The organism is Streptomyces sp. NPDC006687 (genome assembly GCF_040636215.1).
Classification (GTDB): Bacteria; Actinomycetota; Actinomycetes; order Streptomycetales; family Streptomycetaceae; genus Streptomyces.
Window position 1 is genome coordinate 85,440 of sequence record NZ_JBEYJJ010000008.1, and the last position, 14,570, is coordinate 100,009.

Below are 14,570 nucleotides of genomic sequence, written 5' to 3' on the forward strand. Positions count from 1 at the left end.
CCGGCGCCCTGGGATTTTGCCGGTGAACGCCCCGATGCGACTGATCGTCGATATGACTGATCGTTGGGAGAATCCGTATGCCAGGCGCCATCTACGCCGAAGCCCTGGTCAAGACCTTCGGCACGTTACGGGCACTGGACGGCGTGGACCTCGACGTGCCCGAGGGGACCGTGCTGGGCCTGCTGGGCCCGAACGGCGCGGGCAAGACCACGGCCGTGCGCGTCCTGACCACCCTCCTCCAGCCCGACAGCGGCCGGGCCGTCGTCGCGGGGATCGACGTCCTCAAGCACCCCGACGACGTCCGCCGCTCCATAGGTCTCTCCGGCCAGTTCGCCGCCGTGGACGAGTACCTCACCGGCCGCGAGAACCTCCGGATGGTCGGCCAGCTCTACCAGATGAGCGGCCGCGCTGCCAAGGCCCGGGCCGCCGAGCTCCTGGAGCGCTTCGACCTCGCGGAGGCCGCCGACCGCACCGGCCGCCGACCGCACCGCCAAGACCTACTCCGGCGGGATGCGCAGACGCCTCGACCTCGCCGCCGCCCTCGTCGTCCGCCCGCCGGTGATGTTCATGGACGAGCCCACCACCGGCCTCGACCCGCGCAACCGCCAGGCCCTGTGGGACGTCATCGAGGAACTCGTCGCCGGCGGCACCACCCTCCTGCTCACCACCCAGTACCTGGAGGAGGCCGACCGCCTCGCCCACGACATCTGCGTGGTCGACCACGGCAAGGTCATCGCCCGCGGCACCTCCGACCAGCTCAAGGCCCGTACCGGCGGCGAGCGCGTCGAGGTCGTCGTCCACGACCGCGCGCACATCGCCGAAGCCCGCGGCGTACTCGCCGGCTTCGGCCGCGGCGGGACCACCGTCGAGGAACACACCCGCAAGCTCACCGTCCCCGTGCAGGGCGGCGCCAAGCTGCTCGCCGAGGTGATCCGGGAGCTCGACCTCAGGGGGATCGAGATCGACGACATCGGCCTGCGCCGCCCCACCCTGGACGACGTGTTCATCTCCCTCACCGGCCACGCGGCCGAGCTGACCGGGAACGACGACCACGGCGACGGCGGGAGGGCGGCGAAGTGACCACCACCTTCTCCGGCACGCGGCCCGCGGCCCCGCGCCCGCGCGGCGGCATCGTCCGGGGAGTCCGCGACTCCCTGGTCATCGCCCGCCGCAACCTGATCCGCATGTCCCGGATCCCCGAGGTCATCGTCTTCGGCGTGGTCCAGCCGGTCATGTTCGTCGTGCTGTTCAGCTACGTCTTCGGCGGCTCGATCGCCGTCGGCGGCAGCACCTCGCCCGCCGCCTACCGCGAGTTCCTCATGGCCGGCATCTTCGCCCAGACCGTCACCTTCGCCACCGCCGGCGCGGGCGCCGGCATCGCGGACGACATGCACAAGGGCCTCATCGACCGGTTCCGCTCCCTGCCCATGGCCCGCGGCGCGGTCCTCACCGGCCGCACCCTCGCCGACCTCGTGCAGACCGCGCTGACCGTCGTCGTGCTCGCGGCCGTCGCCCTGATCGTCGGCTGGCGCACCCACGAGAACCTCGGCAAGGTCCTCGCCGGCTTCGCCCTGCTGCTCCTGCTCGGTTACGCCTTCTCCTGGATCGGCGCCCTGATCGGACTGTCGGTGCGCACCCCGGAGGCGGCCACCTCGGGCGGGCTGATCTGGCTGTTCCCGCTGACGTTCATCTCGAACGCCTTCGTCCCCTCCGAGAACATGCCGGAGTTCCTGCGGCACATCGCGGAGTGGAACCCCTTCAGCGCGACCGTCCAGGCGGCCCGCGAGCTCTTCGGCAACCTGCCCGAGGGCTACCCCGTCCCGTCGGCGTGGCCGATGCAGCACCCGGTGCTCGCGTCGGCGCTGTGGTCGCTGCTGATCATCGTGGCCTTCCGCACGCTCGCGGTCCGCAAGTACCGCTCGGCCACCGCCTGAGCCGCGCCGCGCCGTGCATGCGCGAGCCCCCGCCGGAACCGGTCCGGCGGGGGCTCGCACGTACGTCCTCGTACCGCCCGCGTCCTCGTGAGGGGACGGGTCAGCCGTTGAAGGGCTTGACGGCCATGATCTTGACGGTGGCCTTCTTGCCGTTCGGCAGCTCGTACTGGGCGTCCTCGCCGACCTTCTTGCCCATGACGCCCGAGCCCAGCGGGGACTGCGGGGAGTAGGTCTCGAACTCGTCCGAGGCGTACTCGCGGGAGGCCAGCAGGAACTCCAGCGTGTCGTCCTCATCGCCGTCGAACGCGATGGTCACGAGCATGCCCGGGGCCACCTCGCCCTCGGCCGTCGTGGGGGCGGTGCCGACCTTCGCGTTCTCCAGGAGCTGGGTGAGCTGGCGGACGCGGAGCTCCATCTTGCCCTGCTCCTCCTTGGCCGCGTGGTAGCCGCCGTTCTCACGCAGGTCGCCCTCCTCGCGGGCAGCCGCGATCTTCATGGCGATCTCCGTGCGTGCGGGACCAGAGAGGTAGTCCAGCTCGGCCTTCAGCTGGTCGTACGCCGCCTGGGTCAGCCAGGTGACGCTCTCGCTCGTCTGGGTCACGGGTGCTCCTCGTCGGTACAGGGGACTACAAAGCCGCCAGCGGCGGGCGAAACCACGAGCCTAACAATTCGGGAAGAAAAGGGGGAGGACACGATGTGTATGAAGTGTGTCATTGCGTCCCCGCGCCCCGCGTCCGTGATCTTGCCCGGACGTCCGCTCAGCGGGCGGCGGCCTGGCAGCCGACCAGCTCGACCATGGTGGCGCGGCCCGTGGTCCTCAGCGTGACCACCTCGTCCACCCGCGTCGCCTTCTGCGGGAAGGTGAAGTCCGCGCGGCCGACCTCGCCGTGGCCCGCGTCCTGGGAGTCGAGGGTGCAGACGCCGGTGACGGAGGCGTCCTTGCGGACCTCCAGGTGCACCTTCACCTCGCTGTCGGAGACGATCTGGAACTTGATCACCTCGGCGCTGACGCTCTGCCCGCCGACGTAGTCCCAGCCGATCCATCCGACGACGGCCAGCAGCCCGACCCCGAGCACGGATCCGACGATCTTGAGCTTGCGGTCCGCACGCTCGTCCGCGGACCGGCCGTAACGGCCTTCCGGCAGCCCTTCGCGCACCGCGCTCATGATCGATTCCTCTCGCTGGGGAGGGTGAGGCACCCAGGAATTTTCCGTCCCCCGATTCGGTCAATATAGAGGTTGACCGTCGCGCCGAATCACAGAGGATCCTGTCTTGACCGAGCAGCTTCGACTGATGGCCGTCCACGCCCACCCCGACGACGAGTCGAGCAAGGGCGCGGCCACCATGGCCAAGTACGTGTCCGAAGGAGTGCCGGTCCTGGTGGTGACCTGCACCGGCGGCGAGCGCGGCTCCGTACTGAACCCCAAGCTCCAGGGCGACAAGTACATCGAGGAGAACATCCACGAGGTGCGCGCCCGGGAGATGGACGAGGCCCGCGAGATCCTCGGCATCCAGCAGGAGTGGCTCGGCTACGTGGACTCCGGCCTGCCCGAGGGCGACCCGCTGCCCCCGCTGCCCGAGGGCTGCTTCGCCCTCGCGGACGTGGAGGAGGCGGCCGGCGAGCTGGTGAAGAAGATCCGCGCGTTCCAGCCGCAGGTCATCACCACCTACGACGAGAACGGCGGCTACCCGCACCCCGACCACATCATGACCCACAAGATCACGATGGTGGCCTTCGACGGCGCGGCCGACACCGAGCGGTTCCCCGAGGCCGAGTACGGGGCCCCCTACCAGCCGATGAAGCTCTACTACAACCAGGGCTTCAACAAGCCGCGCACCATCGCGCTGCACGAGGCGCTCCTCGCCCGCGGCCTGGAATCCCCCTACGGGGAGTGGCTGGAGCGCTGGAAGGAGTTCGAGCGCACGGAGCGGACCCTGACCACGCACGTGCCCTGCGCGGACTTCTTCGAGATCCGTGACAAGGCCCTCATCGCGCACGCCACGCAGATCGACCCGGACGGCGGCTGGTTCCGCGTCCCGATGGAGATCCAGAAGGAGGTCTGGCCCACGGAGGAGTACGAACTGGCGAAGTCGCTCGTCGAAACCTCCCTCCCCGAGTCCGACCTCTTCGCGGGCATCCGGGAGAATGCGTAGCCATGAGCGCTATGCAGGCAGCAGTCACCCAGCTCCTTCCGCTGGCCGCCGACACCTTCGACAAGAACAAGGTGACCCCGGGTCTTCTCGGGTTCATCGTGTTCGCGGCCCTCGCCCTCGGGGTGTGGGGCCTGATGAAGTCGATGAGCAAGCACATGAACCGGGTGGACTTCGAGGAGGCCCCGGAGCCGGCCGCCGCGGCCACCGCCCCGGCCGCCGAGGCCCCCAAGGGCTGACCCCGCACACCGGGTGACCCCGTCCCGTCCTGCCTTCGTCAGGGCGGGACGGGGGCTCCGGCCTGGTCGACTACGCCGAGGCGCTCGGCAGGGCCACGCCCATGACCTCGCGGGCGCGGAGGTCCGGGACCAGGCCCAGGCGCCACGCCTGCCAGCCCTCCGCCGGGTCCACACCCCGTGCCAGGACCGCCCCGTACGCCTCCACGCACTCCTCCAGCCGGTCCCCCCGCAGCCCGTGCGCGCCCTCCGCCAGGCGGGCCAGCTCCGCCCGGGCCTCGTCGGTGCCCGTCGCCGTCCCCCCGTACGGCAGCAGCGTGCAGCGCAGGAAACGGGCCCAGTCCTCCCCGCGCCGGTCCCCGTACGAGGCGAACAGACCGGCCGCCTCCGCGCACAGCGCCAGCGCCTGCGGCACCCGCCCGTTCCCCGCGTCCACCACCGCCAGCTCCACACAGGTCCAGCCCTCGCCGTGGGCCAGCCCGATCCGGCGGAAGTCGGCCCGGGCGTCCACCAGCAGCTGCCGGGCGAACCCGGAGTTGCGCAGGTTGCCCGTCTGCGCCGCCCGCAGGTCACGCGCCACGCGGCCCGAGTGGTAGCGGGCGTGCGCCAGCCCGTACACGTCCCGCATCCGCGAGAACATCGTCCGGGCCCGCTCCAGCTCCCGCACCGCCCGGTCCAGCCCGCCCTCCTCCTCCAGCGCCTGCCCCAGGTAGTACAGCGTCCACGCCTCCCCGCGCACGTCCTCCGCCAGCCGGTGCCGGGCCAGCGCGTCCCGCAGCCGCTCCAGCGCGGCCTGCGGATCCCCGGCCACCACCCGGGCCCGCCCCAGCTGCGTCAGCGCCCACGCCTCACCGCGGTCGTCGCGGGTGCGCCCGTACAGGCCCAGCGCCAGCCGCAGCTCCTCCTCCGCCCGCGCCACGTCCCCCACCCGCAGGTACACCTGCCCCAGCTGGAAGTGCGCCCACGCCTCCCCGTGCACGCTCTCGCTCTCCCGGTGCAGCGCCAGCGACCGCTCCAGCAGCGCCACCGCCTCCCCCAGCCGCCCCCGGTCCCGCTCGACCGCGCCCAGCGCGTGCAGCGCCCACGCCCGGTCGCCCGCCAGCTCCCGCGGCTCCTGGAGCGCCAGCGCCTCGCGGATCCGGGCCGCCGCCTCCGGCAGATGGCCCTGGTGGTGCAAGGTGATGCCCAGCGACAGCAGCGCCATCGCCGCGCCCGCCTCCTGCCGGGCCTCCTTGTACTGGTCCACCAGCGAGGTCAGCGTCGTCCGCGACTTGTCCAGCTCGCCGAGCTGACGCGCCGCGATACCCGTACGCCACTGCACCGAGCGGTTCAGCCGCCCGCGGTCCACCGCCCGCGCCAGCTCGTTGATCTCGCCCAGCCGGTAGAGGTCCCCGCGCAGCAGGCAGAAGTCGCACAGCGCCCCCAGCAGGTCCAGCACCGCCTGCTGGTCCACCCCCTCCGACTGGCGCAGCGCCGCCGTGATGAAGCTCGACTCGTCGTCCAGCCAGCGCAGCGCCGCGTCCAGCGAGGGGAAGCCGTGACCCCCGAAACGGTTCGCCCGCGTCGACATCTTCCCGTCGACCATCCGGATCACCGCGTCCGCCAGCCGCGCGTAGTCCCGGATCAGCCGCTCGTGCGCCGCCGCCGCCTCCGCCCGGTCCTCGTCCGCCGCCAGCCGCGCCGCCGCGTACGCGCGCACCGCGTCGTGCATCCGGTACCGCTCCCCTCGGACGAGGTCCAGCAGACCGGCCCGCGCCAGCTCGCCCAGCAGCCGCCCGGCCTCCACCCGCTCCGCGTCCGCCAGCGCCGCGGCCGCCGCCGCGCCCAGCGAGGCCCGCCCGGCCAGGGTCAGCCGGCGCAGCAGCCGGCGCCGCTCCTCGGGCAGGCGTACGTAGGCCAGCTCCAGGGCCTGCTCCAGCGCGCCGGCCCCGTCCCCGGCCCCGTCCGAGGCCCGCGCCGCCTTCAGCGGAGCCAGCACGCGCAGCGCCAGCGGCAGCCCCGCCGCCAGCTCCAGCAGCCCCGCCTCCGCCGCCGGCCCCGGCGCCGCCTCGCCCGCCGCCCGCGCCCCGGCCCGCAGCACCTCGGCCGCCTCCGGCTCCGCCAGCCGCACCACCGGCAGCTGGTGCACCCAGGCCCCCAGGTCCGCGGGCAGCTCCAGCGGCTCCCGTGCCGTGACCAGCACCAGGCTCTCGGAGCGCTCCGGCACCAGGGCCCGCACCTGCTCCGGGTCCACCGCGTCGTCCAGCACCACCGTCACCGGCAGCCCCTGGAGGTGCTGGTGGTACAGCTCCCCGAGCCGGCGCACCTGCTGCTCGGCCGAAGCCCCCTCCCGGAACAGCAGCTGCTCACGCGGGGCGCCGAGCCGGTTCAGCAGGTGCAGCAGCGCCTCCCGCGTCGACAGCGGCGCCTCACCCGCCGCCGGAGCCCCGCCCCGCAGGTCCACCACGCACGCCCCGCGGAACTGGTCCCGCAGGCTGTGCGCCGCCCGCAGCGCCAGCGCCGTACGGCCCACACCCGGCTCCCCGTGCAGCACGACCACCACCGGCCGCGTCTCGGTACTGGCCCGCGCCGACCGTACCCACTGCGCGATCCGGGCCAGCTCCGCCCGCCGGCCGGTGAACAGGGCGTCCGCGTCCGGCAGCTGCCCGAACGACTGCTCCAGCATCCGCCGCCGCCGCGCCTCGGCGCTGCGGTCCGCCCCGCGCAGCTGCGGCGGCACCGCCGGCTGGCCGTCGCCGCGTACGGGACCGCGCGGCGGGGCCGCCTGAGCCTTGGCGGGCGGCGGCGGGGCCGCGGCGGCCAGGGCCCGCTCCTGCTCCAGGAAGGGCCGGATCCCGCGCACCTCCAGCGCCGTCAGCCACTTCAGCCTCAACTGCTCCGGCCCGCCCGGGCGCCCCGCCGCCCCGGCCCGCCGGTTCGCGGCCGGTACGTGCACGGCCGCCACCCGGGCCACCGCCGTGGCGGCCCCCGCCGCGCCGGCCACGATGCCGGCGCCGAGCGCCGTACCGGCGTCCACGCCGAAGGCCAGGTCCGCCCCGACGGCGGTCGCCGCGGCGACGGCCGTCACCAGCAGGGCCGTCCCGCCGCCGGCCCGCCGGAACGCCTCCCCGAGCGACTGCTCCCCGGCGGCGGCCTCGTCCAGGGCCGCCACGTAGGCGGCGTACTCCTCACCCGCCACCCCGGCCAGCCCGTCGAGCGCCTCCCGCCCCCGCGCGAGCAGCCCCTCGTCCCCGCCCCCGCCCCCCGCCTCCCCGACGACCCGCTCCAGCACCCGCTCGGCCTCGACACGATGGCTGTCCCGCATGGGCGTCCTCCTCGGCAGAGCCACACGAACGTCCGCCAAGTCTCCCGCCCCGCCCCCCGGGACGCGACCCAATCTGAGCTAGATCAGAGCCAGTTGACGCCGCAACGGTCATCACCGCGCATATATGCGCGCGGGAGCCGGTTGTGTGGTGGGGGCAGCGCCTCAGGCAGAACTACGGCAGACATGTCGTGGCCACCTATACCGACAACGCGCGCAGTGCGACGAAGGACGACCGGCAGCGACCGGGCTTCGACCGGTTGCTGGCCGACTTGCACCGTGGCCACGCCTTCACCGCAGGACCGCTCCGGGGGGTCGTCGCCGTCGCGGACGACCGGCTCTACCGGAGGCCGGACGACTTCATCCGCTTCATGGCGGCGCTGACTTCGGAGCCCGACCGCGTCTACGTCGGCCGCGACGGCCTGCGCGACCCGTACACCAAGCAAGGTCTGCTGCAAGGCGTCGAATCTCTCCAGGGCGCGGTCGCCGAGGGGAGGATGCGCAGCCTCCGGGTCCAGGACTGGCACTGGTCCAGAGCCATGGACGGACAGCCGCACAGCGGGCCGAGACCCTTCGGGTGGCAGGAGGACCGGCAGACCCTGCACCCGGTGGAGTCGGAGCTGGTCCGCAAGGCCATCGAGGACCGGATCGCCGGGAGCTCCATGGGGCAGGTGGCGCGCGAATGGGCCGCGCTGGGGATGACCGGCACGCGGGGAGGGCGGCCGAACCCGCAGACGGTCACGCAGATCATCACAGCTCCGAGGGTGTGCGGGTTCCGGGCCCACCGCGGCGAGTTGCTGATCGATCCGGATACGGGCCGGCCGCTGGTCGGGGCGTGGGAGGCCATCGTGCCCCCGGCGCAATGGGCGGCCGTCTGCGCGACGTTCTCGGCCGGGAGCCTGTACATGCACCGGGGTCCGCTCAGTCCGCGGCTGACCAGCCGTAAAGCCGGCCCCAAGTATCTGGCGAGCGGATTCTTGCGCTGCGGAGCAGAGACCGAAGGCGGCGGTAGATGCGACCAGCTGATGGGCGGGGGCAAGACGGCGAGCCGCAAGAGCCCGTACAACTACGTCTGCACCGCTGGGCGCGGCTGCGGGCGCTGTGCCATCAGCGGCCCTCTGGTGGAGGAGGCCATCGAAAGGCTGCTCTTTCCCGCGGACGGGAAGGCCAAGGTCCGGCTTCCCGAGTCCATGAGGGCGAGGTGGCGGTCGGGCGACATGGGCTTCGAGGAGAAGCGAAGGGTCATCGGCTCGGTCTTCGCCCACCTCGTGATCACACCCGGGAAGAAAGGCTGCGTTACATGGGATCACTCCCGTGTGGTTCCCGTCTGGAAATGGGCTGATCGTTTCACCCCGGCTGAACCGGCGGCGTGATGGCCCGGTCCGCGAGGCGGGAACCGGGCGGTGGGGCAGGATGGGATTATGCCGAACCGCCTCGCGAACGAGACCTCGCCGTATCTGCTCCAGCACGCGCACAACCCGGTCGACTGGTGGCCCTGGTCGCCGGAGGCGTTCGCCGAGGCGCGGGAGCGGGGGGTGCCGGTGCTGCTCAGTGTGGGGTATTCGAGTTGCCACTGGTGCCATGTGTTCGAAGCCGAAAGCTTCGAGGACGAGCTCACCGCCGCCTACATGAACGAGCACTTCGTCAACATCAAGGTCGACCGCGAAGAGCGGCCCGATGTCGACGCGGTCTACATGGAGGCCGTGCAGGCGGCGACCGGGCAGGGCGGGTGGCCCATGACCGTGTTTCTCACGCCTGATGCCGAGCCCTTCTACTTCGGGACCTACTTCCCGCCCGAGCCCCGGCACGGGATGCCCTCCTTCATGCAGGTGCTCGAAGGGGTGCGGGGCGCCTGGGTCGGGCGGCGGGAGGAGGTCGGGGAGGTGGCGCGGCGGATCGTGGGGGATCTGGCCGGGCGGCAGCTGGACTACGGGAAGGCCGGGGTGCCCGGGGCCGAGGAGCTGGGGCGGGCTCTGCTCGGGCTGACGCGGGAGTACGACGCCGTGCGCGGGGGGTTCGGCGGGGCGCCGAAGTTCCCGCCGTCGATGGTGCTGGAGTTCCTGCTGCGCCACCACGCCCGGACCGGGTCCGAGGGGGCCCTCCAGATGGCCGCCGACACCTGCGAGGCCATGGCCCGCGGCGGGATCTACGACCAGCTCGGCGGGGGGTTCGCGCGGTACTCCGTGGACCGGGAGTGGGTCGTGCCGCACTTCGAGAAGATGCTCTACGACAACGCCCTGCTGTGCCGGGTGTACGCGCATCTGTGGCGGGCCACCGGGTCCGGTCTCGCGCGGCGGGTCGCGCTGGAGACCGCCGACTTCATGGTGCGGGAGCTGCGCACCGGGGAGGGCGGGTTCGCCTCCGCGCTCGACGCCGACAGCGAGGAGGAGGGCAGCGGGCGGCACGTCGAGGGGGCGTACTACGCCTGGACCCCGGCCCAGCTGGCCGAGGTGCTCGGGGAGGCGGACGGGGAGCTCGCCGCCGCGTACTTCGGGGTCACCGAGGAGGGCACCTTCGAGCACGGCAAGTCGGTGCTGCAACTGCCGCAGGACGGGCCCGTGGTGGAGGCCGCCCGGCTGGCCTCGATCAGGGAGCGGCTGCTCGAAGCGCGCGGCCGGAGGCCCGCGCCCGGACGGGACGACAAGGTCGTCGCCGCCTGGAACGGGCTGGCCATCGCCGCCCTCGCCGAGTGCGGGGCCTTCTTCGAGCGGCCGGACCTGGTCGAGCGGGCCATCGAGGCGGCCGACCTGCTGGTACGGGTGCACATGGACGGCAGGGCTCGGCTGGCGCGGACCAGCAAGGACGGCCGGGCCGGGGCCAACGCGGGGGTGCTGGAGGACTACGGGGACGTCGCCGAGGGGTTCCTGACCCTGGCCGCCGTCACCGGGGAGGGGGTGTGGCTGGAGTTCGCCGGGTTCCTCCTCGACCTGGTGCTGGCCCAGTTCACCGCCGAGGACGGGTCGCTGTACGACACCGCGCACGACGCCGAGCAGCTGATCCGACGCCCCCAGGACCCCACCGACACCGCCGCGCCCTCCGGCTGGACGGCCGCCGCGGGCGCGCTGCTCTCGTACGCCGCGCACACCGGCTCCTCGCCCCACCGAGAGGCGGCCGAGCGGGCGCTCGCGGTGGTGCACGCCCTCGGGCCGCGCGTCCCGCGCTTCATCGGGCACGGGCTGTCCGTGGCGGAGGCGCTCGTGGACGGGCCGCGCGAAGTGGCCGTCGTGGGGGACCCGGACGATCCGGCGACGCGGGCCCTGCACCGCACCGCCTTGCTGGGGACGGCCCCCGGGGCGGTGGTGGCGGCCGGGCCGCCCCGCGCGGAGGACGGCAGCGGAGGGGAGTTCCCCCTGCTGGCCGAGCGCACGCGCGTAGGCGACCTTCCCACGGCGTACGTGTGCCGGCACTTCGTCTGCGCGCGGCCCACCACCGATCCCGCCGAGCTGGCGGAGCAGTTGGGCGTGGTTCATCCGTGAGGGGAGCGCGGTAGCGTCAGTTCGGTCGGCGGACGCCAGGACGGCAGGACGGCGTCCCGGTGTACGACACCGCCCCGCCGCTGGGCGGGCCGGCGGGCGCGGTCCTGCTCCCGGCCGTCCGCCGGTGGTCCGCCGCGGCCCGGGCGCGCGCTCGCGCGGCCGGCCCTGGCCGCCGTGCTCCTCGCGGTGGTGCCCTGCCCGCGGCCGAACCACCATGGCCGCTCGCCACGGCGGAGTTGATCCGTCCGGCGGCGGTCACCCACTCCCCGGACCCGACCAGCGGTGCGCGGACCTGCCGATGATGGTCGTCAACGACACCACGGCCGGCGTCCCGGCGGCCTTCCCGGCGAGGTGCGCAAGACCGCCGAGGCCCGCTGCCCCTGGGCGTCGCCGGACGGGCCACTCGGCCCAACGCCGCGTATCGCGAGGGTGAGATGCCGGGGCGGCGCGTGCCCTCCGCCGTGCGCGGCCGTCACCTTCGTTCGCTGTGGACAGCACGGAACTCCCGGCGACGGGCCCGCCGCCGCTCAGTGCGAGTAGGCGGCGAGCGAGATGCCGACGTAGTGGGCCACGAAGGCCGCGAGGGTCAGGGAGTGGAAGACCTCATGGAACCCGAAGAAGCGAGGGGAGGGATTGGGACGCTTCATTCCGTAGATGACACCGCCCACGCTGTACAGCAGGCCCCCGGCGATCACCAGGACCAGCACCGCGATCCCGCCGGTGCGCAGGAAGTCCGGCAGGAAGAAGACGGCGGCCCAGCCCATCGCGATGTAGCAGGGGGTGTAGAGCCAGCGCGGGGCGCCGACCCAGAAGACGCGGAAGGCGATGCCGGCGGCGGCCGCGATCCAGACCGCCCACAGCAGGGTCCGCCCGGTGGAGTCCGGCAGCAGCAGGACGGTGAGCGGGGTGTAGGTGCCCGCGATGATCAGGAAGATGTTGGCGTGGTCGAGCCGGCGCAGGACGGCCTCGCCGCGCGGGCCCCAGGTGCCGCGGTGGTAGACGGCGCTGACCCCGAAGAGCAGGCAGGCGGTGAGGACATAGACCCCGCAGGCGACCCGCGCCCGCGTCGTGTCGGTGAAGGCCATCAGCGCGAGGCCCGCGACCACCACGGCCGGGAACATTCCGGTGTGCAGCCAGCCGCGCATCAGCGGCTTGTCCTCCGGAGCTGCCGGTCCGGCGGGGGCGGCCGCTACGGCAGCGGCGTCAGAAGTCATGGTCGTCATGCTACCTACGGGTCCGTAGGTTTCCGTTAGTCCTCTTTACGGAAGATTGACCGACGTGGCGATGCTCACGTGAGAGGCCCCCTGGACATATGCGCACACGCACCCGATGATCAGATGAGTGCGGTCGACACCGGATGAGCGGAGCGCGAAGCGTCCGGGTCGCGGCCCCCACGGGGCATACACCAAACACACCCCTCAACAAGGAGCAATCGTGGCGCGCGACAACGCGGCTCCCACCCCTTCCCTCCCGACGACGCACCAGGAGCTGATCTCCTGGGTCGACGAGATCGCGGCGATCACCCAGCCCGACCGCGTCGTCTGGTGCGACGGTTCCGAAGCCGAGTACGAGCGCCTGTGCGAGGAGCTCGTCGCCAAGGGCACGTTCAAGAAGCTCGACGAGACCAAGCGCCCCAACTCGTACTACGCCGCCTCCGACCCCTCCGACGTCGCGCGCGTCGAGGACCGGACCTTCATCTGCTCCGAGAAGGAGGAGGACGCGGGCCCGACCAACCACTGGAAGGCCCCTTCCGAGATGAAGGAGCTCTTCGCGGGCGAGAAGGGCATCTTCCGCGGCTCCATGAAGGGCCGCACGATGTACGTCGTGCCCTTCTGCATGGGCCCCCTGGGCTCCGAGCTCTCCGCGATCGGCGTCGAGATCACCGACTCCGCCTACGTCGCGGTCGCCATGCGCACCATGACCCGCATGGGCAAGGCCGTCCTCGACGAGCTCGGCACCGACGGCTTCTTCGTCAAGGCCGTCCACACCCTCGGCGCTCCGCTCGCCGAGGGCGAGGCCGACGTGCCGTGGCCCTGCAACACCACCAAGTACATCTCGCACTTCCCCGAGACCCGCGAGATCTGGTCGTACGGCTCCGGCTACGGCGGCAACGCCCTGCTCGGCAAGAAGTGCTACGCCCTGCGCATCGCCTCCGTCATGGCCCGTGACGAGGGCTGGCTCGCCGAGCACATGCTGATCCTCAAGCTCACCCCGCCGGCCGGTGAAGCCCGTTACGTCGCGGCCGCGTTCCCGTCGGCCTGCGGCAAGACCAACCTCGCCATGCTGGAGCCGACCATCCCCGGCTGGACGGTCGAGACCATCGGCGACGACATCGCCTGGATGCGCTTCGGCGAGGACGGCCGCCTCTACGCGATCAACCCCGAGGCCGGCTTCTTCGGCGTCGCGCCCGGCACCGGCGAGCACACCAACGCCAACGCCATGAAGACGATGTACGCCAACACCGTCTTCACCAACGTCGCGCTCACCCCCGACGGCGGTGACGTGTGGTGGGAGGGCATGACCGAGGAGCCCCCGGCCGAGCTCATCGACTGGCGCGGCAACCGGTGGACCCCCGAGTCCGACGCCCCGGCCGCCCACCCCAACGCCCGCTTCGCCGTCCCTGCGTCGCAGTGCCCGACGATCGCCCCCGAGTGGGAGGACCCCAAGGGCGTCCCGATCTCCGCGATCCTCTTCGGCGGCCGCCGCGCCTCCGCCGTCCCGCTGGTCACCGAGTCCTTCGACTGGAACCACGGCGTCTTCATCGGCTCGAACATCGCCTCCGAGAAGACCGCCGCCGCCGAGGGCAAGGTCGGCGAGCTGCGCCGCGACCCCTTCGCGATGCTGCCGTTCTGCGGCTACAACATGGGCGACTACATGGCCCACTGGGTCAAGGTCGCGGCCGACAAGGACCAGAGCAAGCTCCCGAAGATCTACTACGTGAACTGGTTCCGCAAGAACGACGCGGGCAAGTTCGTGTGGCCCGGCTTCGGCGAGAACAGCCGCGTCCTGAAGTGGATCGTCGGCCGCCTCGACGGCAGCGCCGAGGGCGTCGAGACCCCGATCGGCGTCCTGCCGACCAAGGCCGCCCTCGACCTCGACGGCCTCGACATCTCCGACGAGGACCTCGACTTCCTGCTCACCGTCGACAAGGACGTGTGGCGCGAGGAGGCCGCCCTGGTGCCCGAGCACCTCAACACCTACGGCGAGCACACGCCGAAGGAGCTGTGGGAGCAGTACCACGCGCTCGTCGAGCGCCTGGGCTGAGCCCGACGCCTGCGCCCCGTGCCGCAGGCCACCTGAACGTGGGAGTCCCCGACCAAGGTTCTCCCACCGCTGTGGGAATCCCCGACCAAGGCTTTCCCGGAGCAGCACACGCCTGGACGACGGGCGCCCGGCCACTGTCCCGGCCGCCGCCCGTCACCACCCGGCCGTGTGCGTCTGCTGACGGCGGACCTCCCTGTCCTGGAGGTCC

General features: G+C 72.6%; 10 protein-coding genes and 1 pseudogene. 7 read left to right on the forward strand and 4 right to left on the reverse strand.

The features are described from left to right. The first annotated feature begins 77 nt into the window (after window positions 1-77). Together ABZ716_RS12585 and ABZ716_RS12590 are read left to right on the forward strand one after the other, a co-directional pair. Window positions 78-1,080, forward strand: a pseudogene (locus ABZ716_RS12585) (ATP-binding cassette domain-containing protein). Next, a complete protein-coding gene (locus ABZ716_RS12590; RefSeq protein WP_358811167.1) occupies window positions 1,077-1,934 on the forward strand; it encodes an ABC transporter permease in 858 nt (285 codons plus the stop codon). The pseudogene ABZ716_RS12585 and the gene ABZ716_RS12590 overlap by 4 nt, the downstream one beginning before the upstream one ends. A gap of 100 nt (window positions 1,935-2,034) precedes the next feature. Here ABZ716_RS12590 and greA read toward each other — a convergent pair whose 3' ends face one another. Together greA and ABZ716_RS12600 are read right to left on the reverse strand one after the other, a co-directional pair. Further along, window positions 2,035-2,535 carry a transcription elongation factor GreA gene (gene greA, locus ABZ716_RS12595; protein ID WP_351883212.1) on the reverse strand — a complete coding sequence of 167 codons (501 nt, stop codon included), beginning with the start codon at window positions 2,533-2,535 and terminating at the stop codon, window positions 2,035-2,037. A 157-nt stretch (window positions 2,536-2,692) separates the two neighbouring features. Then, window positions 2,693-3,100 (reverse strand): DUF4307 domain-containing protein, encoded by a 408-nt coding sequence (locus ABZ716_RS12600; RefSeq protein WP_358811166.1) that lies wholly within the window; start codon window positions 3,098-3,100, stop codon window positions 2,693-2,695. Window positions 3,101-3,206: 106 nt separating this feature from the next. On the opposite strand from ABZ716_RS12600, the gene mca reads away from it, so the two are divergent. Both mca and ABZ716_RS12610 read left to right on the forward strand, forming a co-directional pair. Next, window positions 3,207-4,088: a mycothiol conjugate amidase Mca gene (mca, locus tag ABZ716_RS12605; RefSeq protein ID WP_358811165.1), complete on the forward strand. Its 882-nt coding sequence runs from the start codon at window positions 3,207-3,209 to the stop codon at window positions 4,086-4,088. Between the two features lie 2 nt (window positions 4,089-4,090). Further along, window positions 4,091-4,324 carry a hypothetical protein gene (locus ABZ716_RS12610; RefSeq protein WP_351883207.1) on the forward strand — a complete coding sequence of 78 codons (234 nt, stop codon included), beginning with the start codon at window positions 4,091-4,093 and terminating at the stop codon, window positions 4,322-4,324. Between the two features lie 70 nt (window positions 4,325-4,394). Here ABZ716_RS12610 and ABZ716_RS12615 read toward each other — a convergent pair whose 3' ends face one another. After that, on the reverse strand, window positions 4,395-7,625 hold the full coding sequence (locus tag ABZ716_RS12615) for a tetratricopeptide repeat protein (protein ID WP_358958513.1): 3,231 nt from the start codon (window positions 7,623-7,625) through the stop codon (window positions 4,395-4,397). A gap of 143 nt (window positions 7,626-7,768) precedes the next feature. On the opposite strand from ABZ716_RS12615, the gene ABZ716_RS12620 reads away from it, so the two are divergent. Both ABZ716_RS12620 and ABZ716_RS12625 read left to right on the forward strand, forming a co-directional pair. Then, the gene (locus ABZ716_RS12620; RefSeq protein WP_358958515.1) at window positions 7,769-8,995 is read left to right on the forward strand and encodes a recombinase family protein; all 1,227 of its coding nucleotides are present in this window, start codon (window positions 7,769-7,771) and stop codon (window positions 8,993-8,995) included. Window positions 8,996-9,043: 48 nt separating this feature from the next. Next, entirely contained in the window at window positions 9,044-11,098 is a 2,055-nt protein-coding gene (locus ABZ716_RS12625) for a thioredoxin domain-containing protein (protein WP_358958518.1), read from the forward strand. Between the two features lie 527 nt (window positions 11,099-11,625). On the opposite strand, the gene ABZ716_RS12630 is transcribed toward ABZ716_RS12625, so the two are convergent. Next, window positions 11,626-12,312: a hemolysin III family protein gene (locus tag ABZ716_RS12630; protein WP_355965424.1), complete on the reverse strand. Its 687-nt coding sequence runs from the start codon at window positions 12,310-12,312 to the stop codon at window positions 11,626-11,628. A gap of 220 nt (window positions 12,313-12,532) precedes the next feature. Between ABZ716_RS12630 and ABZ716_RS12635 the strand changes: the two genes are divergently transcribed. After that, window positions 12,533-14,362: a phosphoenolpyruvate carboxykinase (GTP) gene (locus ABZ716_RS12635; RefSeq protein ID WP_351883197.1), complete on the forward strand. Its 1,830-nt coding sequence runs from the start codon at window positions 12,533-12,535 to the stop codon at window positions 14,360-14,362. The last annotated feature ends 208 nt before the right edge of the window (window positions 14,363-14,570 follow it).

Bases quoted from the DNA above. Each gene is read 5' to 3' on its own strand.
- ABZ716_RS12600 (WP_358811166.1), bottom strand. From the start codon at position 3,100: ATGAGCGCGGTGCGCGAAGGGCTGCCGGAAGGCCGTTACGGCCGGTCC.
- ABZ716_RS12610 (WP_351883207.1), top strand. From the start codon at position 4,091: ATGAGCGCTATGCAGGCAGCAGTCACCCAGCTCCTTCCGCTGGCCGCC.
- ABZ716_RS12615 (WP_358958513.1), bottom strand. From the start codon at position 7,625: ATGCGGGACAGCCATCGTGTCGAGGCCGAGCGGGTGCTGGAGCGGGTC.
- ABZ716_RS12625 (WP_358958518.1), top strand. From the start codon at position 9,044: ATGCCGAACCGCCTCGCGAACGAGACCTCGCCGTATCTGCTCCAGCAC.
- ABZ716_RS12630 (WP_355965424.1), bottom strand. From the start codon at position 12,312: ATGACTTCTGACGCCGCTGCCGTAGCGGCCGCCCCCGCCGGACCGGCA.